The organism is Globicatella sp. PHS-GS-PNBC-21-1553, assembly GCF_033564055.1.
Taxonomy (GTDB): Bacteria; Bacillota; Bacilli; order Lactobacillales; family Aerococcaceae; genus Globicatella; species Globicatella sulfidifaciens.
This window is the reverse complement of record NZ_CP085470.1, coordinates 931,500-950,727: the sequence shown is the minus strand read 5'-3', so window position 1 is coordinate 950,727 and position 19,228 is coordinate 931,500. Positions and strand designations below refer to the sequence as shown.

General features: G+C 37.5%; 27 protein-coding genes and 2 pseudogenes. All 29 read left to right on the top strand.

Annotation, left to right across the window (positions count from 1 at the left end):
• The first annotated feature begins 5 nt into the window (after nt 1–5).
• Nucleotides 6–548 carry a 50S ribosomal protein L5 gene (gene rplE / locus LB888_RS04360; protein ID WP_066124374.1) on the top strand — a complete coding sequence of 181 codons (543 nt, stop codon included), beginning with the start codon at nt 6–8 and terminating at the stop codon, nt 546–548.
• Between the two features lie 18 nt (nt 549–566).
• Nucleotides 567–752 (top strand): type Z 30S ribosomal protein S14, encoded by a 186-nt coding sequence (locus LB888_RS04355; RefSeq protein ID WP_066124372.1) that lies wholly within the window; start codon nt 567–569, stop codon nt 750–752.
• A 33-nt stretch (nt 753–785) separates the two neighbouring features.
• Entirely contained in the window at nt 786–1,184 is a 399-nt protein-coding gene (rpsH, locus tag LB888_RS04350) for a 30S ribosomal protein S8 (protein WP_066124370.1), read from the top strand.
• Between the two features lie 41 nt (nt 1,185–1,225).
• The gene (gene rplF / locus LB888_RS04345) at nt 1,226–1,762 is read left to right on the top strand and encodes a 50S ribosomal protein L6 (protein WP_318753738.1); all 537 of its coding nucleotides are present in this window, start codon (nt 1,226–1,228) and stop codon (nt 1,760–1,762) included.
• A gap of 53 nt (nt 1,763–1,815) precedes the next feature.
• On the top strand, nt 1,816–2,169 hold the full coding sequence (gene rplR, locus LB888_RS04340) for a 50S ribosomal protein L18 (protein WP_078755479.1): 354 nt from the start codon (nt 1,816–1,818) through the stop codon (nt 2,167–2,169).
• Nucleotides 2,170–2,190: 21 nt separating this feature from the next.
• Entirely contained in the window at nt 2,191–2,694 is a 504-nt protein-coding gene (gene rpsE / locus LB888_RS04335; protein ID WP_318753737.1) for a 30S ribosomal protein S5, read from the top strand.
• A gap of 12 nt (nt 2,695–2,706) precedes the next feature.
• The gene (gene rpmD / locus LB888_RS04330; protein ID WP_066124361.1) at nt 2,707–2,886 is read left to right on the top strand and encodes a 50S ribosomal protein L30; all 180 of its coding nucleotides are present in this window, start codon (nt 2,707–2,709) and stop codon (nt 2,884–2,886) included.
• 32 nt (nt 2,887–2,918) lie between these two features.
• Complete coding sequence (gene rplO, locus LB888_RS04325; RefSeq protein ID WP_078755480.1) at nt 2,919–3,359, top strand: 50S ribosomal protein L15; 441 nt, start codon at nt 2,919–2,921, stop codon at nt 3,357–3,359.
• A 1-nt stretch (nt 3,360) separates the two neighbouring features.
• Nucleotides 3,361–4,653, top strand: coding sequence for a preprotein translocase subunit SecY (gene secY / locus LB888_RS04320; protein WP_318753736.1), 1,293 nt, complete (start codon nt 3,361–3,363; stop codon nt 4,651–4,653).
• Nucleotides 4,654–4,672: 19 nt separating this feature from the next.
• Nucleotides 4,673–5,323, top strand: coding sequence for an adenylate kinase (locus LB888_RS04315; RefSeq protein ID WP_071407922.1), 651 nt, complete (start codon nt 4,673–4,675; stop codon nt 5,321–5,323).
• Between the two features lie 55 nt (nt 5,324–5,378).
• Nucleotides 5,379–5,597: a translation initiation factor IF-1 gene (gene infA, locus LB888_RS04310; protein ID WP_023391463.1), complete on the top strand. Its 219-nt coding sequence runs from the start codon at nt 5,379–5,381 to the stop codon at nt 5,595–5,597.
• A 33-nt stretch (nt 5,598–5,630) separates the two neighbouring features.
• A complete protein-coding gene (gene rpmJ / locus LB888_RS04305; protein ID WP_022155406.1) occupies nt 5,631–5,744 on the top strand; it encodes a 50S ribosomal protein L36 in 114 nt (37 codons plus the stop codon).
• Between the two features lie 21 nt (nt 5,745–5,765).
• A complete protein-coding gene (gene rpsM / locus LB888_RS04300; RefSeq protein ID WP_066124353.1) occupies nt 5,766–6,131 on the top strand; it encodes a 30S ribosomal protein S13 in 366 nt (121 codons plus the stop codon).
• Nucleotides 6,132–6,162: 31 nt separating this feature from the next.
• Nucleotides 6,163–6,555, top strand: coding sequence for a 30S ribosomal protein S11 (gene rpsK, locus LB888_RS04295; protein ID WP_066124351.1), 393 nt, complete (start codon nt 6,163–6,165; stop codon nt 6,553–6,555).
• An 80-nt stretch (nt 6,556–6,635) separates the two neighbouring features.
• A complete protein-coding gene (locus LB888_RS04290) occupies nt 6,636–7,580 on the top strand; it encodes a DNA-directed RNA polymerase subunit alpha (RefSeq protein ID WP_066124350.1) in 945 nt (314 codons plus the stop codon).
• Between the two features lie 31 nt (nt 7,581–7,611).
• Nucleotides 7,612–7,992, top strand: a complete 381-nt coding sequence (gene rplQ, locus LB888_RS04285; protein ID WP_078755482.1) for a 50S ribosomal protein L17 — start codon at nt 7,612–7,614, stop codon at nt 7,990–7,992.
• A gap of 276 nt (nt 7,993–8,268) precedes the next feature.
• Nucleotides 8,269–9,108, top strand: a complete 840-nt coding sequence (locus LB888_RS04280) for an energy-coupling factor ABC transporter ATP-binding protein (protein WP_318753735.1) — start codon at nt 8,269–8,271, stop codon at nt 9,106–9,108.
• Complete coding sequence (locus LB888_RS04275) at nt 9,078–9,956, top strand: energy-coupling factor ABC transporter ATP-binding protein (protein ID WP_318753734.1); 879 nt, start codon at nt 9,078–9,080, stop codon at nt 9,954–9,956. Before LB888_RS04280 ends, LB888_RS04275 begins: the two co-directional genes overlap by 31 nt.
• Nucleotides 9,949–10,752 (top strand): energy-coupling factor transporter transmembrane protein EcfT, encoded by an 804-nt coding sequence (locus LB888_RS04270; RefSeq protein WP_318753733.1) that lies wholly within the window; start codon nt 9,949–9,951, stop codon nt 10,750–10,752. Before LB888_RS04275 ends, LB888_RS04270 begins: the two co-directional genes overlap by 8 nt.
• Before the next feature lie 10 nt (nt 10,753–10,762).
• A complete protein-coding gene (gene truA / locus LB888_RS04265) occupies nt 10,763–11,539 on the top strand; it encodes a tRNA pseudouridine(38-40) synthase TruA (protein ID WP_078755486.1) in 777 nt (258 codons plus the stop codon).
• A 388-nt stretch (nt 11,540–11,927) separates the two neighbouring features.
• Nucleotides 11,928–12,242 (top strand): YdcP family protein, encoded by a 315-nt coding sequence (locus tag LB888_RS04260; RefSeq protein ID WP_000420682.1) that lies wholly within the window; start codon nt 11,928–11,930, stop codon nt 12,240–12,242.
• Between the two features lie 15 nt (nt 12,243–12,257).
• Entirely contained in the window at nt 12,258–12,644 is a 387-nt protein-coding gene (locus LB888_RS04255) for a YdcP family protein (protein ID WP_000985015.1), read from the top strand.
• Nucleotides 12,645–12,672: 28 nt separating this feature from the next.
• Entirely contained in the window at nt 12,673–14,058 is a 1,386-nt protein-coding gene (locus tag LB888_RS04250; RefSeq protein WP_000813488.1) for an FtsK/SpoIIIE domain-containing protein, read from the top strand.
• Nucleotides 14,059–14,060: 2 nt separating this feature from the next.
• Nucleotides 14,061–14,211 (top strand): annotated as a pseudogene (locus LB888_RS04245) (conjugal transfer protein).
• 22 nt (nt 14,212–14,233) lie between these two features.
• Nucleotides 14,234–15,439 (top strand): MobT family relaxase, encoded by a 1,206-nt coding sequence (gene mobT / locus LB888_RS04240; RefSeq protein WP_318753732.1) that lies wholly within the window; start codon nt 14,234–14,236, stop codon nt 15,437–15,439.
• A gap of 42 nt (nt 15,440–15,481) precedes the next feature.
• Nucleotides 15,482–15,703, top strand: coding sequence for a hypothetical protein (locus LB888_RS04235; RefSeq protein WP_001009056.1), 222 nt, complete (start codon nt 15,482–15,484; stop codon nt 15,701–15,703).
• A 116-nt stretch (nt 15,704–15,819) separates the two neighbouring features.
• On the top strand, nt 15,820–16,317 hold the full coding sequence (locus LB888_RS04230) for an antirestriction protein ArdA (protein ID WP_000342539.1): 498 nt from the start codon (nt 15,820–15,822) through the stop codon (nt 16,315–16,317).
• 88 nt (nt 16,318–16,405) lie between these two features.
• Nucleotides 16,406–16,797 (top strand): annotated as a pseudogene (locus LB888_RS04225) (conjugal transfer protein).
• Complete coding sequence (locus LB888_RS04220) at nt 16,781–19,228, top strand: ATP-binding protein (RefSeq protein ID WP_000331160.1); 2,448 nt, start codon at nt 16,781–16,783, stop codon at nt 19,226–19,228. The pseudogene LB888_RS04225 and the gene LB888_RS04220 overlap by 17 nt, the downstream one beginning before the upstream one ends.

Below are 19,228 nucleotides of genomic sequence, written 5' to 3'. Positions count from 1 at the left end.
AATTTATGGTAAATCGTTTAAAAACTAAATTTACTGAAGAAGTAACACCAAAATTAGTTGAACAATTTGGTTATACATCAGTAATGCAAGTTCCAAAAGTTGAAAAAATCGTTGTTAACATGGGTGTTGGTGACGCTGTTTCTAATGCTAAAAACTTAGAAAAAGCTGTTGACGAATTAACCTTATTAACTGGTCAAAAACCAATTGTTACAAAAGCGAAAAAATCTATCGCTGGTTTCCGTTTACGTGAAGGTATGCCGATTGGTGCAAAAGTTACTTTACGTGGCGAGAGAATGTATGACTTCTTAGATAAATTAATCACAGTTTCTTTACCTCGAGTACGTGACTTCCAAGGTATCTCAAATAAAGCCTTTGATGGTCGTGGAAACTATACTTTAGGTGTTAAAGAGCAATTAATTTTCCCAGAAGTTAATTATGATAATGTAGATAAAGTGCGTGGTATGGACATTGTTATTGTAACTACCGCACAAACAGATGAAGAAAGTCATGCTTTATTAAAAGAATTAGGCATGCCATTTAAAAAATAATTAAGGAGGCGAATTTAATTGGCTAAAACATCAATGGTTCAAAAGAACAAACGTACACCTAAGTTTAAAGTGCAAGAGTATACACGTTGCGAACGTTGTGGACGTCCACACTCAGTTTACCGTAAATTCAAACTTTGCCGTATTTGCTTCCGTGAACTTGCTTATAAAGGTCAAATTCCTGGCGTTAAAAAAGCTAGCTGGTAATTTTTAAAAGTTAATATAGGAGGTAAACAAATTATGGTTATGACAGATCCAATTGCAGATTTTTTAACCCGTATTCGTAATGCGAATCGTGTGGGTCATAAAACTGTTTCTGCTCCATCTTCAAACATGAAAGTTGCCATTGCTGAAATCTTAAAAAATGAAGGTTTTATCAAAGGATACGAAGTAATCGAAGATGGCAAACAAAACGAATTGAAAATCCAATTAAAATACGGTCGTAATAATGAAAAAGTTATTACAGGTATTAAACGTATTTCTAAACCAGGTTTACGTGTATATGCTAAAAATGAAGATTTACCTAAAGTATTGAATGGTTTAGGTATTGCTATCGTATCGACTTCAAACGGTCTTGTAACAGATAAACAAGCTCGTAAAGAAGGTATCGGTGGTGAAGTATTAGCGTATGTTTGGTAATTTTAAATAAATAATTATAAAATAAAAGGAGGTGCAGCCCTGTGAGTCGTATCGGTAATAAACCAGTAACAATTCCAGCAGGCGTAACCGTAGAAGTAAAAGGTCATACAGTGACTGTAAAAGGTCCTAAAGGCGAATTAACTCGCGATTTAGTACCAAATATCCAAGTAGAAGTTAAAGAAAATGAAGTAGTTTTCACTCGTCCAAATGATTCAAAAACTAATCGTTCATTACACGGAACAACACGTTCTATCGTAAACAATATGATCGTTGGTGTTTCTGAAGGCTTCAAAAAAGAATTACAATTAATCGGTGTTGGGTACCGTGCTCAAAAATCTGGTAAGAAATTAACTTTAAACGTAGGTTTATCACATCCAGTTGAGTTCGAAGAATCTGAAGGTGTTGGATTCGAAGTACCAAACAATACTACTATTATTGTACAAGGATTTAATAAAGAAAAAGTTGGCGAATTAGCTGCTAACATTCGTGGCGTACGTCCACCTGAACCATATAAAGGTAAAGGTATCCGTTATGTTGACGAGTTTGTACGTCGTAAAGAAGGTAAAACAGGTAAATAATAAGCCTGTCTTACATATCATTTATACATATATTTTAATAAGAGGTGAAAATTGTGATTACTAAACCAGATAAAAATAAGTTGCGTAAAAAACGCCACGCTCGTGTAAGAAACCGTATCTCTGGTACTGCTGAGTGCCCACGCTTGAATGTATTCCGTTCGAATACACACATCTACGCTCAATTAATTGATGACGTAGCGGGTGTGACGCTAGCAAGTGCCTCTAGTAATGAAGAATCAATTTCCGGAACTAAAGTAGAACAAGCTACTGCAGTTGGGAAATTAATAGCTGAACGCGGAGCAGAAAAAGGACTTAAAGCTGTCGTATTTGATCGTGGAGGATATATTTACCATGGTCGTGTTAAAGCTTTAGCTGAAGCTGCACGTGAAAACGGCTTAGAATTTTAGAAAGAAGGAGGATGTCGATTCATGGTATTTATTAATCCAGCTAACTTAGAAAATTTAGAAGAACGTTTAGTTACGATTAACCGTGTTACTAAAGTAGTAAAAGGTGGACGTCGTTTACGTTTCTCTGCATTAGTAGTTGTTGGTGACCGTAACGGACATGTAGGATTTGGTACTGGTAAAGCTCAAGAAGTTCCAGAAGCTATCCGTAAAGCTGTCGAAGATGCTAAAAAGAATTTAATCGAAGTTCCGACTGTTGGAACTACAATTCCTCACGAAGTTATTGGTGAATTCTGTGGTGGTAAAGTGTTATTAAAACCTGCTACTGAAGGTTCTGGGGTTGCTGCTGGTGGACCAGTACGTGCCGTAATTGAATTAGCAGGGGTTGCCGATGTAACATCTAAATCATTGGGTTCTAATACACCTATTAACATGATTTCTGCAACTATTGAAGGATTAAAACAATTAAAAGTTGCAGAAGAAGTTGCCGCATTACGTGGGAAATCTGTTGAAGAAATTTTAGGTTAGGAGGACAATTTAATGGCGAATATTGAAATTACATTAAAACGTAGCCTAATTGGACGTCCTAAAAATCATATCGCTACTGCGAAAGCATTAGGATTAACTAAAACTTATAAAACAGTTGTTAAACCTGATAATGAGGCAGTTCGTGGAATGATTAGTACAATTAGTCATTTAGTAGAAGTTAAAGAAGCTTAATTATATAATTTAAAATAAGGAGGTGCCCAAGAATGCAACTACATACATTAAAACCTGTAGCTGGATCACGTAAAGAACGTAATCGTGTTGGTCGTGGACAAGGTTCTGGTAACGGTAAAACAGCTGGACGTGGTCAAAAAGGACAAAAACAACGTTCAGGTGGTGGGGTACGTTTAGGATTCGAAGGTGGACAACAACCATTATTCCGTCGTTTACCAAAACGTGGATTCACAAACATTAATCGTAAAGAATATGCGATTGTTAACGTTGAAACGTTAAACCGCTTTGAAGATGGCACAACAGTAACACCAGCATTATTAATTGAATCAGGAATCATTAAGAATGAATTATCAGGTGTTAAAATTTTAGGTGAAGGACAACTGGAAAGAAAATTAACTGTTCATGCAGCTAAATTCTCCAAAAGTGCAGAACAAGCAATCACTGCAGCTGGTGGATCTATCGAGGTGATCTAATATGTTTACAAACTTAAAAAATGCATTTGCGAACAAAGAAATCCGTAGTAGAATTCTTTTCACGCTTTTCATTTTTGCAGTATTCAGATTAGGTTCTCATATTCCAGTTCCTGGTGTGGATGCTTCGGCCATTCAACAATTAGCGTCAACCGGAGTATTAGGTTTACTTAATACTTTTGGTGGAGGAGCGCTTAAACGTTATTCAATTTTCGCTTTAGGTGTCTCTCCTTATATCACTGCGTCAATTATTATTCAATTATTGCAAATGGATATTGTCCCGAAATTTACTGAATGGGCAAAACAAGGTGAAGTTGGTCGTCGTAAATTGAATCAAGCAACAACCTACACAGGAATTGTTCTTGGCTTTATTCAAGCCTTTGGTTTATCCGCTGGATTTAACCAATTATCGGGCTTAGGCCTAATAAAAAATGCCACAATGACTACATATTTGACAATCGCTTTAGTCTTAACAGCTGGAACAATGTTTTTAGTGTGGTTAGGAGAGCAAATAACGCGCAATGGTATTGGTAATGGGGTCTCAATGATTATTTTTGCCGGTATCGTAGCAGAGGTTCCACAACAGTTTATCACTTATTTCCAAACTTATTTAAAAGGGGCAGGAAAAGAATTAAACCGTAACTTAATGTTATTAGGATTGTTAATTTTAGTCTTGATCATTTTAATTGTTATTGTAGTTATAATGGAACGTGCTCAATTACGTATTCCAATTCACTACTCAAAGAAAGCTTCAGGAGCTAAACAAACAGCACACTTACCATTAAAAATTAATTCTGCTGGGGTAATTCCAGTAATCTTTGCATCATCTGTTCTGACCACTCCGGCAACAATTATGAATTATCTAAATTTTGCCAACGATGGTGGATGGAAAGAAGTTGTCTTTAATTTATTTAACTTACAACATGTATATGGAGCAATCTTCTATACGTTCTTATTAATTGTATTTTCTTATTTCTATTCATTAGTTCAAGTTAATCCTGAAAAAGTAGCTGAAAACTTACAAAAATCAGGTGGTTATATTCCAAGTATTCGTCCAGGACATGATACTGAAAATTACCTTACAAGAACAATCAATAGATTGAGTGGTTTAGGATCATTATACTTAACATTAATTGCTGTCTTACCAATTGTCGGTGGGTTTTTATGGAACATTCCAAGTAATATTGCCTTAAGTGGAACAAGTTTACTTATCGTAGTGGGTGTTGCAATCGAAACAGCAAAACAAATTGAAGGTCGAATGGCTAAACGTCGTTACACTGGATTTTTACAATTATAAAAAAGGGTGCATAAAATCAATGAATATTTTATTAATGGGCTTACCAGGTGCTGGTAAAGGAACTCAAAGTGAATATATTTCTCGTGATTATGATATGATTCATATTGCAACAGGAGATATATTCCGTGAAGCAATTAAAAACGAAACCCCATTGGGTTTAAAAGCAAAATCATATACAGATCATGGAAACTTAGTTCCAGATGATATTACAAATGCTATTGTTCGCGAAAGATTAGCTCAATCTGATGTAACCGAAAATGGTTTCATGTTAGATGGTTATCCAAGAACAAGTGCTCAAGCAGAAGCTTTAGATACTAACTTAGAAGAATTAAATACTCAAATCGATGCAGTCATCTATATCGATGTGGATCAAGAAGTATTAAAAGATCGTTTGAGTGGAAGAATCATTTGCCGTAAATGCGGTGCTACATATCATAAGCTATATAATCCGCCTAAAGAAGCAGGTATCTGTGATCAATGTGGTTCAACAGATTTCTATCAAAGAGAAGATGACAAACCTGAAAAGGTTGCTCATCGTATAAATCTCCAAATGGAATCAATTCGACCAATACTTGATTATTATAACCAACGTGGAATTTTATATACCATTAACGGTGCTCAAGCTATTGAAGATGTTTATCGTGAAGTTCGTGCTATTTTAGAAAAATAGAGAGTTTGTTATAATGATTATCAGTATCAATTAAAGGTAAGAGGAGGAAGTATGAATGGCTAAAGATGATGTAATTGAAGTTGAAGGTACAGTCATTGAAACTTTACCGAATGCAATGTTTAAGGTTGAATTAGAGAATGGGCATGAAATTCTAGCCCACGTTTCAGGTAAAATTCGTATGAACTACATCCGAATCTTACCGGGGGATAAAGTTACGATTGAACTTTCTCCATATGATTTGACACGTGGTCGAATTACATACCGCTTTAAATAACCATTAGGTTAAAATTTAAGGAGGGAAATTAATATGAAAGTAAGAGCATCAGTAAAACCAATTTGTGAAAAATGTAAAGTTATCAAACGTAATGGAAAAGTTATGGTAATTTGCGAAAATCCAAAACACAAACAACGTCAAGGTTAAGAAAAGGAGGTATACTTAAATATGGCTCGTATTGCAGGAGTAGATATTCCGCGTGAAAAACGTGTAGTTATTTCTTTAACTTATATTTATGGTATTGGAAAAAATACTGCAGAGAAAATTTTAGCTGAAGCGAATGTTTCAGTTGATACTCGTGTTAAAGATTTAACAAACGATGAATTAGATCGTATCCGTGCTATTGTTGATGGCATTAAAGTCGAAGGAGATTTACGTCGTGAAGTTTCTTTAAACATCAAACGTTTACAAGAGATTGGTTCATACCGTGGTTTCCGTCATCGTCGTAATTTACCAGTTCGTGGACAAAATACCAAAAATAATGCACGTACTCGTAAAGGACCTAAGAAAATGGTCACAGGAAAAAGTAACTAATAAAATTTAGTAAGAAGGAGGTAAATAGTTCATGGCAAAGAAACAACAAGTTCGTCGCCGTCGTCGTGTGAGAAAAAATATTGAAAAAGGTGTAGCACACATCCGTTCAACATTTAACAACACTATTGTAATGATTACTGACGTTAATGGTAATGCAATTTCTTGGTCTTCAGCTGGATCATTAGGATTCCGTGGTTCAAGAAAATCTACTCCATTCGCAGCTCAAATGGCATCAGAAGTAGCAGCTAAAGGTGCTATGGAACATGGTATGAAGACAGTTGAAGTAACTGTTAAGGGCCCAGGTGCTGGTCGTGAATCAGCGATTCGTTCATTACAAGCTACTGGATTAGATGTTACTGCTATTCGTGATGTAACACCAATTCCTCATAACGGTTGCCGTCCTCCAAAACGCCGCCGTGTATAATGAGTTAGCTCATTAAGCTACATGTAATGCTACGATTTATCATTACAATTTGAACGTTTTGAAAGGGGATATATTAACCAATGATCGAGATTGAAAAGCCAGAAATTAGAACGATTGAAGTCAGTGACGATTCCAAATTTGGTAAGATCGTGATTGAGCCACTAGAACGTGGATATGGAACTACCCTTGGGAACTCATTACGTCGTATTTTGTTATCTTCGTTACCAGGAGCTGCTGTTACAAGCATCCAAATTGATGGAGTATTACATGAGTTTGCTACCGTTAATGGCGTTGTAGAAGACGTCCCAACGATGATTCTTCACTTAAAACAGTTAGCATTAAAACTACATTCAGACGAACCAAAAATTGTTGAATTGAATGTTGTGGGCCCTAAAACTGTTACAGCTGCTGATATTATCCATGATAATGAAGTGCAAATTTTAAACCCAGATTTATATATTTGTACTTTAGCTGAAGGTGCCGAATTAAACATGCAAATCAATGTATCGACTGGACGTGGATATGTTCGTGGAGAACATAATAAACGTGAAGATATGCCAATTGGAGTATTGCCAATTGATTCAATTTACACACCAATTCAAAAAGTGAATTATCAAGTTGAAAATACTCGTATTGGACAAAAAAATATCTATGATAAATTAACGATGGATATTTGGACCGATGGTTCAATTAGTCCTGAAAAATCATTAAGTCTTGCTGCGAAAATTTTAACTGAGCATTTAAATATCTTTGTTAACTTAAATGATGAAGCACGCCAAACTGAAATCATGGTTGAAAAAGAAGAAGCTGAGAAAGAAAAAATGTTAGTCATGACGATTGAAGAATTAGATTTATCTGTTCGTTCATACAATTGTTTAAAACGTGCAGGAATTAATACGATTCAAGAGTTAACTAACAAGACAGAAGCTGAAATGATTAAAGTTCGTAATTTAGGACGTAAATCATTAGAAGAAGTAAAACAAAAACTTGAAAATTTAGATTTAAGTCTACGTCAAGATGACTAGAATGTTGATAATGTAAAGGAGGAAACCAAGTATGGCATACCGTAAATTAGGACGTAAAAGTGCTCAACGTAAAGCTTTATTACGTGATTTAACTACTGATGTTTTAATTAACGAACGTATCGAAACAACTGAAGCTCGTGCTAAAGAAGTTCGTAAATTTGTTGATAAAATGATTACTTTAGCTAAACGTGGTGATTTAGCATCTCGTCGTCAGGCAGCTGCTTTCTTACGTAATGAAATTGCAGACGCACGTATTGAAGATGATGAAGTAGTGGTTGAACGCGTATTACAACGTTTATTCGACACATATGCTACTCGCTATGAAGATCGTAATGGTGGTTACACACGCATCCTTAAAAAAGGACCTCGTCGTGGAGATGGCGCACCAGTTGTTATTTTAGAGTTAGTTTAATAACAAGCTTTATGTAGATAACTTTTATGATGGGGAGCGTTATGATTGATGAATCATTCATTGGTCTAGCTCTATAGCACATAATACAAATGTATTATTTATGGCTAGGATAAGTTTTCCTAGCCGGGTGCTATTCATCGTAAAAGCTTTTTTTTGCGGAATTTTTCCGCTTTTTTTATTACCTTTTTCTGATAAAAAAGTACAAAATTCCCTAAGGATAATCATTATATGATATAATAGGCATTATGAAAATGACAAAGTAAAGGAGCAACAAATATGACTGAAAAGGTTATCGAAGTAAAAGATTTAACTTTTCGCTATTTTGAAAGTGAACAACTCGCTCTAAACAATGTATCTTTATCTATCAATAAAAATGAATGGGTAGCTATCATTGGACCAAATGGTTCAGGGAAATCTACACTTGCTAAAGTAATTAATGGATTGTTAGTTCCTGAAGCTGGGGAAGTTTATATCAATTCGCTTTTATTAAACGAAGAATCAGTTTGGGATATTAGAAGATTAGTAGGAATGGTTTTTCAAAATCCAGATAATCAATTTGTAGGGGCAACTGTTGAAGATGATGTTGCATTCGGGCTAGAAAATCATGGAGTAGAACGTGATGAAATGCTTGCACGTATCGAAGAGGCTTTGGAACAAGTTCGAATGACAGAGTACAAAAAAAGCGAGCCTGCTCGTCTTTCTGGAGGACAAAAACAAAGAGTCGCTATTGCTGGTGTATTAGCTTTAAGACCTGAGGTTATTATATTGGATGAAGCGACAGCGATGTTAGATCCAGTAGGACGCAAAGAAGTCATTGCAGCAGTGAAAGCTATTAAAGAGAAATATAATCTAACGGTGATTTCGATAACTCATGATATCGATGAAGCTAGTAATGCGGATCGTATTATTGTTATGAACCAAGGAAAACTAGTTCGTCAGGATGACCCGTATAATATTTTTATTTTAGGTGATGAGCTTATCAAAATGGGCTTAGATATTCCTTTTGCTCAAAAAATTCATATGGAGTTAGAACGAAGAGGAATTGAAGTGCCAAAAGAGTATTTATCAGAAGAGGAGTTATTTGAATGGCTAACAACATCGTATTTGACCAAGTAAGTTATACCTATAATGCTAATACGCCATTTGAATACACGGCATTACATAATATTAGTTTAGAAATACCAGCCAATAAAATAACGGCTATTGTTGGACATACAGGTTCTGGGAAGTCTACCTTATTGCAACATTTGAATGTTCTAGTGAGACCAACAGAAGGGGCAGTGACAATTGCTGGTGAACGAGTAACAGCTGATTCGAAACATCAATCATTAAAAGCCTTACGTAAAAAAGTGGGGGTTGTTTTTCAATTTCCAGAAGCGCAACTTTTTGAGGAGACCGTTTTAAAGGACGTGATGTTCGGTCCCTTAAATTTTGGTGCGACAGAGGCAGAAGCTGAGTCGATTGCTCGTGAAAAATTGACATTAGTCGGTTTAAATGAAAATTTATTTGAGCGCTCGCCATTCGATTTGTCCGGAGGACAAATGCGTCGTGTTGCAATTGCGGGTGTGCTAGCATTAGAGCCGGAAATTCTGGTGTTAGATGAACCGACCGCAGGACTAGATCCTCAAGGACATTTCGATATGCTCGAGATGTTTGTTGGTTTGCAAAAAGAACAGTCTTTAACCATGGTGATGGTCACGCATCATATGGAAGATGTTGTAAAATATGCTGAGCACGTGATTGTCTTAAATAAAGGGCATGTCATTCGTCAAGGAACGCCAAGAGAAATATTTGAAGATGAAGCTTGGTTAGATGAATTTCAATTGGGGTTACCTCAAACCTTGTCCTTCATTAAAAAAATTGAGGAACATTTAGGGGTTGATTATGAGGTTCATCCTTTAAATGTGGAGGAATTAGTGGATGTTTTAATTGAGATGAAGGAGGCGGAGAATAAAGATGCTTGATAAATTATTATTAGGGAGATATATTCAATCCGATTCCTGGATTCATCGTTTAGACCCTAGAACGAAACTTTTAGGAAGTTTTTATTTTATTGCCATTATTTTCCTGGCCAACAATATTTGGGGCTATTTATTGTTATTATTATTTACATTATTAACCATATCGTTAACTGGGATTAAATTATCCGTTTTTATTAATGGAGTAAAACCAATGTTGTGGATCATTGTATTTACAGTAGTGTTTCAAATGATTTTTACCACTGGTGGAGAAGTTTATTTCAAATGGGGACCTTTCACGGTCACCTCTTTAGGCTTATTAAATTCGTTTTATATCTTTATGCGTCTAGTGCTCATTATTATGATGTCAACGATTTTAACTTTAACGACGGCACCGCTTGAATTGACCGATGGTATTGAGCATTTACTAAGACCTTTATCCCGCTTTGGTTTTCCATCACATGAGATTGCGCTTATGTTATCGATTGCCTTAAGATATGTACCTACTTTAATTGATGAAGCTCAAAAAATTATGAATGCCCAACGATCAAGAGGGGTAGAATTTGATCAAGGTGGATTTGTCGATCGCATGAAGGCGATTATACCTATTTTAGTTCCATTATTTGTTTCTGCATTCAATCGTGCAGAGGAAATGGCGATTGCGATGGAAGCGAGAGGGTATCGTGGTGGTGAAGGTCGAACAAAATTCCGACACTTAGTGTATACGCGTAATGATCTGATTGCGGTATTGGCATTTATCGTGGTTACTGTGCTATTATTCTTGATTAGAATTTATCTATAAGGGGACTAGCATGCCGAAATATATCATTAAAATTCAATATGATGGGACCGGTTATGCTGGTTATCAAATTCAACCGAATGGCAATACGATTCAAGAGGAATTAGAAAAAGCGTTGAGATTGATGGCGAAATTGCCGAAGGGAGAGCATATTCCTACATCTAGCGCTGGTCGAACAGATGCTGGTGTACATGCACTTGGACAAGTCGTTTCTTTCGATTATCCAGCTAATATCGCACCCGATGCGCTTATCCGGGCGTTGAATAGTATTTTAGACGATTCTATTCGTGTGATTGATGCTAATCAGGTGGCGGATGATTTTCATGTTCGCTATATGGCAACGGCGAAAGAATATTGTTATCGCGTAGATATTAATCGTTTCCCTGATCCATTTAAACGCCTGTATACCACTCACCATCCCTATCGATTTAATTTAGAGGTGATGCAAGAAGCGATTCAAACAATTGTCGGAAAACATGACTTTACCAGTTTTTGTTCAACTAAAACAGACAAAGAATATAAAGTTAGAACAATCTATGAAGCGGAAGTAAATTTAGATACAAAGCAAAATGAACTGGTTTTTCGCTTTTACGGAGATGGCTTCTTATATAATATGATTCGTATTTTAGTGGGGACCTTATTACAAATTGGTGATGGTTTGAAACCGGTCGACGAATTACAAAGACTACTTTCAGTTAAAGATCGAAATCAAGCAGGACCGACTGCTCCACCACAAGGACTTTATATGATGCGAGTAGAGTATCAAGAGGATCCATTTAAAAAGCAATGATAATCAGAGCTTAAATTTTTAGAAGAGGACGAACGTTCCTCTTTTTTTATGTAAAAATAGCATAAAAATCTAGTTATCCGCATAAAAACTGGACTTATCACACTTTATCAAGGTCAAAACCACTCAATTTACTACTAATTTACTACTTATGAATGAGCTTTGATACGACGATTTATCCTTGAAAAGTGAAGATATAAAGATACTTCCAATAAAATTTGAATATTTAATAGGTAGACACTTCAAAAAATGAGGTGTCTATTTTTTTACCCGATTTTGAAAGGAAGTGAACTTATGAAAACAAAAAATCAAGAATCAAAAGGTCGTTCCCCACTCTTTAAGACCATCAAACATTCATTCAGCCAATAAAAAAGAAAGGATAGGTAAAAATATGGAACTTAAATTTGTGATTCCCAACATGGAAAAAACATTCGGCAATTTAGAATTTGCTGGCGAGGATAAAGTCGTTCAGCGAAGAATCAACGGACGGCTAACTGTCTTATCAAGAAGCTATAATCTCTATTCTGATGTTCAAAGAGCAGATGATATTGTGGTGGTGCTTCCTGCTGAAGCTGGCGAAAAACATTTCGGCTTTGAGGAACGTGTGAAGTTAGTCAATCCACGTATTACCGCAGAGGGCTACAAAATCGGCACTCGTGGTTTTACAAATTACCTTTTACATGCTGACGACATGATAAAAGAATAAAGAAAGAGAGGAAAAATGATGAGATTAGCAAATGGCATTGTATTAGATAAAGACACGACTTTTGGAGAATTGAAATTCTCTGCTCTACGTCGTGAAGTGAGAATCCAAAATGAAGACGGGTCGGTTTCAGATGAAATCAAGGAACGTACCTATGACTTAAAATCCAAAGGACAAGGACGCATGATTCAAGTAAGTATTCCTGCCAGCGTGCCTTTGAAAGAGTTTGATTATAACGCACGGGTGGAACTTATCAATCCCATTGCGGACACCGTTGCTACTGCCACCTATCAAGGAGCAGATGTTGACTGGTATATCAAGGCAGACGATATTGTGCTGACAAAGGATTCTAGTTCATTCAAAGCTCAACCACAAGCAAAGAAAGAACCGACACAAGACAAATAGTCGCTAGGTAGAAAGGAGACTTTTTCGCATGAAACAGCGTGGTAAAAGGATTCGCCCATCTGGTAAAGATTTAGTCTTTCATTTTACGATAGCGTCACTCCTGCCTGTTTTCCTGCTGGTTGTCGGACTGTTTCATGTGAAGACAATCCAGCAGATCAACTGGCAGGATTTTAACCTATCACAAGCAGATAAGATTGACATTCCCTATTTAATTATCAGTTTCAGTGTCGCAATTCTTATCTGCTTGCTGGTAGCGTTTGTATTCAAACGGGTTCGCTATGATACGGTTAAACAACTTTACCACCGTCAAAAACTGGCAAAGATGATACTTGAAAACAAGTGGTATGAATCTGAACAGGTCAAAACAGAGGGTTTCTTTAAAGATAGTGCTGGTCGTACAAAGGAAAAGATAACCTACTTCCCTAAAATGTATTATCGACTTAAAAATGGCTTGATACAGATACGGGTGGAAATCACGCTGGGAAAATATCAAGACCAACTCTTACACTTGGAAAAGAAATTAGAGAGTGGCTTGTACTGTGAGCTGACGGATAAAGAGTTAAAGGATTCCTATGTGGAATATACTTTGCTCTATGACACCATAGCCAGTCGTATTTCTATTGATGAAGTAGAAGCTAAAGATGGTAAACTTCGCTTAATGAAAAACGTATGGTGGGAATATGATAAGCTCCCTCATATGTTGATTGCTGGTGGTACAGGTGGCGGTAAAACTTACTTTATACTGACACTGATTGAAGCCTTGCTTCATACAGATTCAAAACTGTATATTCTTGACCCGAAAAATGCTGATCTTGCGGACTTAGGTTCTGTGATGGCAAATGTCTACTATAGAAAAGAAGACTTGCTTTCTTGCATTGAAACATTCTATGAAGAAATGATGAAACGTAGTGAGGAAATGAAGCAGATGAAGAACTATAAGACTGGCAAAAATTATGCTTACTTAGGTCTCCCGGCACACTTCTTAATCTTTGATGAATACGTCGCTTTCATGGAAATGCTGGGAACAAAAGAAAACACCGCAGTTATGAATAAGCTGAAACAGATTGTCATGTTAGGTCGTCAAGCTGGCTTCTTTCTAATACTGGCTTGTCAACGTCCAGACGCAAAATATTTAGGCGACGGAATCCGTGATCAGTTTAATTTCAGAGTGGCTTTAGGTCGTATGTCTGAAATGGGCTATGGCATGATGTTTGGCAGTGACGTACAAAAGGATTTCTTCTTAAAGCGAATCAAAGGTCGTGGCTATGTTGATGTAGGAACAAGTGTCATATCAGAGTTTTATACTCCCCTTGTACCAAAAGGATATGATTTCTTGGAGGAAATTAAAAAGTTATCCAACAGCAGACAGTCCACGCAGGCGACGTGCGAAGCGGAAGTCGCAGGTGTGGACTGATCTTGCTGGCTGGTGTGGCAATAGCCACGCCAGCACTTAACCCCCGTATCTAACAGGGGGTACAAATCGACAGGAAACAGTCAAAAAAACATTAGAAAATCCTTTGGTTACAAGGGATTTACAAAATTTCAGCGTATGTCAAATGGGCTTTAAAAGTTGACATACGCCTTTTTGATTGGAGGGATTTTTACTGAATGAACAAACTTGGTTACAGCATTTAAAAGAAAAACGCTTGGCTTATGGACTATCTCAAAACCGTTTAGCTGTTGCGACTGGTATTACAAGGCAGTATCTAAGCGATATTGAAACAGGAAAAGTCAAGCCATCAGAGGATTTACAGCAGTCCCTTTGGGAAGCTCTGGAACGCTTCAATCCCGACGCTCCCCTTGAAATGCTGTTTGATTATGTAAGAATTCGCTTTCCGACAACAGACGTACAGCAGGTGGTCGAAAACATCTTACAACTGAAACTGTCCTATTTTCTTCATGAGGACTATGGTTTCTATTCTTATTCAGAGCATTATGCTTTAGGCGACATATTCGTCCTTTGCTCCCATGAACTGGACAAAGGAGTTCTGGTGGAATTGAAAGGTCGTGGGTGCAGACAATTTGAAAGCTATCTTCTGGCACAACAAAGAAGCTGGTATGAGTTCTTTATGGACGTTTTGGTGGCTGGCGGTGTGATGAAACGCCTTGACCTTGCCATTAACGATAAGACAGGGATTTTAAATATCCCTGTACTCACTGAAAAGTGCCAACAGGAAGAATGTATCTCCGTCTTCCGCAGTTTTAAAAGCTATCGCAGTGGCGAACTGGTACGCAAAGAGGAAAAGGAATGTATGGGAAACACCCTCTATATCGGTTCATTACAAAGTGAAGTTTATTTCTGTATCTATGAAAAGGACTACGAGCAGTACAAGAAAAATGATATTCCCATTGAAGACGCAGAAGTAAAAAACCGTTTTGAGATTCGATTGAAAAATGAGCGTGCCTATTATGCAGTCCGTGATTTACTCGTCTATGACAATCCAGAGCATACCGCCTTTAAAATTATCAATCGGTATATCCGTTTTGTAGATAAAGACGATTCCAAACCTCGTTCTGATTGGAAACTGAATGAAGAATGGGCTTGGTTTATTGGGAACAATCGTGAACGATTAAAACTAACCACAAAACCAGAGCCTTACTCCTTCCAAGGGACGCTGAACTGGCTATCTCATCAAGTTGCCCCGACCTTAAAGGTTGCGATTAAACTTGATGAAATCAACCAGACGCAGGTTGTAAAAGACATTCTCGACCATGCGAAACTGACAGACCGACACAAGCAGATTTTGAAGCAACAGTCAGTAAAAGAACAGGACGTGATAACAACAAAAAAATAACTCAAATACAAATTCATTGAATATAGAGAGGAGAACATTTTTATGAATTTTGGACAAAACCTTTATAACTGGTTTCTATCAAACGCTCAATCACTGGTGCTTTTAGCAATCGTTGTGATTGGCTTGTATCTTGGCTTCAAGCGTGAGTTTAGCAAACTGATTGGCTTTTTAATTATTGCGATTATTGCGGTTGGCTTAGTCTTCAACGCTGCTGGAGTAAAAGACATTTTACTAGAGCTATTCAATCGCATTATTGGTGCTTAAATAAAACCGTTCTTTTGTGGAATATAAGTGGTTTTCTTATGTTCCGCAAAGGAATGGTACACCAAACGAAGTGCGGTAGGGATTTTTGAATCTCTACAAAGAAAGGACGTGAATATATGGACGATATGCAAGTCTATATTGCGAATTTAGGCAAATACAATGAGGGCGAATTGGTCGGTGCGTGGTTTACCTTTCCCATTGACTTTGAGGAAGTCAAAGAGAAAATCGGCTTGAATGATGAATATGAGGAATACGCCATTCATGACTACGAGTTACCCTTTACGGTTGACGAATACACTTCCATTGGCGAACTCAATCGACTATGGGAAATGGTATCGGAATTACCCGAAGAATTACAATCGGAGCTATCTGCTCTGCTCACTCATTTTTCAAGCATTGAAGAACTAAGCGAACATCAAGAGGATATTATCATTCATTCCGATTGTGATGATATGTATGACGTGGCACGCTACTACATTGAAGAAACGGGTGCTTTAGGCGAAGTACCAGCTAGTCTTCAAAACTATATTGATTATCAAGCCTATGGTCGGGATTTAGACCTTTCAGGAACGTTTATCTCAACCAATCATGGGATTTTTGAAATCGTCTATTAAATCTGTCGGTACATTACTACTGGCAGATTTTCTATTTTACGGGGTGGCTCAATCAGCTACCCCTATTTTTTATGAAAGGATTGATTACATGAAGAAAATACGAAGCTATACCAGTATCTGGTCTGTGGAAAAGGTACTGTATTCTATCAATGATTTTAGACTTCCGTTTCCCATAACCTTTACGCAAATGACATGGTTTGTCGTGTCACTCTTTGCAGTGATGATACTTGGCAACTTGCCCCCTCTTTCCATGATAGAGGGAGCATTTCTCAAATACTTTGGGATTCCTGTGGCTTTCACATGGTTTATGTCTACAAAAACTTTTGATGGTAAAAAGCCTTATGGATTTTTGAAGTCTGTCATTGCTTATGCACTGCGACCAAAGCTGACCTATGCAGGAAAAAAGTAACGCTTGGCAGAAACCAGCCACAAGAAGCCATTACAGCAGTTAGGAGTGAATTTTATGGCATATCCAATTAAATACATTGAAAACAATCTCGTCTGGAATAAAGACGGGGAATGTTATGCTTACTATGAGCTTGTTCCTTACAATTACTCATTTCTAAGTCCAGAACAGAAAATACAAGTGCATGATTCTTTCAGACAGCTTATCGCACAAAATCGTGATGGCAAAATTCATGCTTTACAAATCAGTACAGAATCCAGCATACGTTCTGCACAAGAGCGTTCCAAAAATGAAGTCACTGGCAAGCTCAAAGCGGTTGCCTATGACAAAATCGACCAACAGACAGACGCTTTAATATCCATGATTGGCGAAAATCAAGTGAACTACCGTTTCTTTATCGGCTTTAAGTTGCTTCTCAACGATCAGGAGTTTTCTATGAAAAGTCTTACCGTTGAAGCAAAAAATGCTTTGTCTGATTTTGTCTATGATGTGAACCATAAGCTGATGGGCGATTTTGTTAGTATGAGTAATGATGAAATCCTGCGTTTTCAGAAGATGGAAAAGCTCTTAGAAAATAAAATCTCTCGTCGTTTCAAAATCCGCAGGTTAGATAAGGACGACTTCGGCTATCTGATTGAACACCTTTACGGACAGACAGGCACTGCCTATGAAGAGTATGAGTACCATCTATCAAAGAAAAAGCTGGATAATGAAACGCTGATTAAATACTATGACTTGATTAAGCCTACTCGCTGTTTGGTGGAAGAAAAACAGCGATATTTGAAAATCCAGCAGGAAGATGAAACCGTCTATGTAGCTTACTTTACCATTAACAGCATTGTCGGAGAACTGGACTTCCCGTCCTCTGAAATCTTCTACTACCAGCAACAGCAATTTACATTCCCGATTGATACGTCAATGAATGTGGAAATTGTAGCGAATCGTAAAGCCCTATCTACTGTCCGCAATAAAAAGAAAGAACTGAAAGACTTGGATAACCACGCTTGGCAAAGTGATAATGAAACCAGCTCCAATGTGGCGGAAGCTCTGGAAAGTGTGAATGAGCTGGAAACCAATTTAGACCAAAGCAAGGAATCTATGTACAAGCTGTCTTATGTGGTAAGGGTATCAGCAAATGATCTTGACGAACTCAAACGTCGTTGTAATGAAGTGAAAGATTTTTATGACGATTTAAGCGTAAAACTGGTACGACCATTTGGGGATATGCTCGGCTTACATGAAGAATTTTTACCTGCCAGCAAGCGTTATATGAATGATTATATTCAATACGTGACCTCTGATTTCCTCGCTGGTTTAGGTTTTGGTGCTACTCAAATGCTGGGGGAAAATGAGGGGATTTATGTTGGCTACAGCTTAGATACTGGACGCAATGTCTATCTGAAACCTGCTCTTGCCAGTCAAGGGGTTAAGGGTTCAGTAACCAATGCGTTAGCGTCGGCTTTTGTTGGTTCGCTGGGTGGTGGTAAATCCTTTGCGAATAACCTTATCGTCTATTATGCGGTGCTTTATGGGGCACAAGCAGTGATTGTAGACCCAAAAGCAGAACGTGGCAGATGGAAAGAAACCTTGCCAGAGATTTCCCATGAAATCAATATCGTCACTCTGACTTCTGATGAGAAAAACAAAGGCTTACTTGACCCTTATGTGATTATGAAAAATCCCAAAGATTCTGAATCACTGGCTATTGATATTCTGACATTCCTTACGGGGATTTCCTCTCGTGATGGGGAACGCTTCCCAATCCTTAGAAAAGCCATTCGTGCAGTAACCAATAGTGAAGTACGAGGGTTGATGAAAGTGATTGAGGAATTACGGGTTGAGAATACGCCACTAAGTACCAGTATAGCCGACCATATCGAAAGTTTTACAGACTATGACTTTGCACATTTATTATTCAGTAATGGTTATGTGGAGCAGTCTATCAGCTTAGAAAAACAACTGAACATTATACAGGTTGCGGACTTGGTACTTCCCGACAAGGAAACTTCCTTTGAGGAATATACCACTATGGAGCTTTTATCCGTTGCTATGCTGATTGTCATTAGTACCTTTGCTTTAGACTTTATCCATACAGACCGAAGCATTTTCAAGATTGTAGATTTAGACGAAGCATGGAGCTTTTTACAGGTAGCACAAGGAAAAACACTATCTATGAAGCTGGTTCGGGCTGGTCGTGCTATGAACGCTGGGGTATATTTCGTGACCCAAAATACAGACGACCTCTTAGATGAAAAACTGAAAAATAACCTCGGCTTAAAATTTGCATTTCGTTCCACTGACCTTAACGAGATTAAAAAGACCTTAGCCTTTTTTGGTGTAGACCCAGAGGACGAAAACAATCAGAAGCGATTGCGTGATTTGGAAAACGGGCAATGCCTTATCAGTGATTTATATGGTCGTGTCGGTGTGATACAGTTCCACCCTGTATTTGAAGAACTGCTCCATGCCTTTGATACCAGACCACCTGTGCGAAAAGAGGTGTAA

Coding starts and splice junctions, on each gene's coding strand:
- LB888_RS04315 (WP_071407922.1), top strand. CDS start 4,673: ATGAATATTTTATTAATGGGCTTACCAGGTGCTGGTAAAGGAACTCAA.
- secY (WP_318753736.1), top strand. CDS start 3,361: ATGTTTACAAACTTAAAAAATGCATTTGCGAACAAAGAAATCCGTAGT.
- LB888_RS04290 (WP_066124350.1), top strand. CDS start 6,636: ATGATCGAGATTGAAAAGCCAGAAATTAGAACGATTGAAGTCAGTGAC.
- LB888_RS04255 (WP_000985015.1), top strand. CDS start 12,258: ATGATGAGATTAGCAAATGGCATTGTATTAGATAAAGACACGACTTTT.
- rplO (WP_078755480.1), top strand. CDS start 2,919: ATGCAACTACATACATTAAAACCTGTAGCTGGATCACGTAAAGAACGT.
- truA (WP_078755486.1), top strand. CDS start 10,763: ATGCCGAAATATATCATTAAAATTCAATATGATGGGACCGGTTATGCT.
- rpsE (WP_318753737.1), top strand. CDS start 2,191: ATGGTATTTATTAATCCAGCTAACTTAGAAAATTTAGAAGAACGTTTA.
- rpsH (WP_066124370.1), top strand. CDS start 786: ATGGTTATGACAGATCCAATTGCAGATTTTTTAACCCGTATTCGTAAT.
- LB888_RS04220 (WP_000331160.1), top strand. CDS start 16,781: ATGGCATATCCAATTAAATACATTGAAAACAATCTCGTCTGGAATAAA.
- rpmJ (WP_022155406.1), top strand. CDS start 5,631: ATGAAAGTAAGAGCATCAGTAAAACCAATTTGTGAAAAATGTAAAGTT.
- LB888_RS04260 (WP_000420682.1), top strand. CDS start 11,928: ATGGAACTTAAATTTGTGATTCCCAACATGGAAAAAACATTCGGCAAT.
- rplQ (WP_078755482.1), top strand. CDS start 7,612: ATGGCATACCGTAAATTAGGACGTAAAAGTGCTCAACGTAAAGCTTTA.
- rpmD (WP_066124361.1), top strand. CDS start 2,707: ATGGCGAATATTGAAATTACATTAAAACGTAGCCTAATTGGACGTCCT.
- LB888_RS04270 (WP_318753733.1), top strand. CDS start 9,949: ATGCTTGATAAATTATTATTAGGGAGATATATTCAATCCGATTCCTGG.
- rpsM (WP_066124353.1), top strand. CDS start 5,766: ATGGCTCGTATTGCAGGAGTAGATATTCCGCGTGAAAAACGTGTAGTT.
- LB888_RS04280 (WP_318753735.1), top strand. CDS start 8,269: ATGACTGAAAAGGTTATCGAAGTAAAAGATTTAACTTTTCGCTATTTT.
- infA (WP_023391463.1), top strand. CDS start 5,379: ATGGCTAAAGATGATGTAATTGAAGTTGAAGGTACAGTCATTGAAACT.
- LB888_RS04250 (WP_000813488.1), top strand. CDS start 12,673: ATGAAACAGCGTGGTAAAAGGATTCGCCCATCTGGTAAAGATTTAGTC.
- LB888_RS04235 (WP_001009056.1), top strand. CDS start 15,482: ATGAATTTTGGACAAAACCTTTATAACTGGTTTCTATCAAACGCTCAA.
- LB888_RS04275 (WP_318753734.1), top strand. CDS start 9,078: ATGGCTAACAACATCGTATTTGACCAAGTAAGTTATACCTATAATGCT.
- LB888_RS04230 (WP_000342539.1), top strand. CDS start 15,820: ATGGACGATATGCAAGTCTATATTGCGAATTTAGGCAAATACAATGAG.
- rpsK (WP_066124351.1), top strand. CDS start 6,163: ATGGCAAAGAAACAACAAGTTCGTCGCCGTCGTCGTGTGAGAAAAAAT.
- rplE (WP_066124374.1), top strand. CDS start 6: ATGGTAAATCGTTTAAAAACTAAATTTACTGAAGAAGTAACACCAAAA.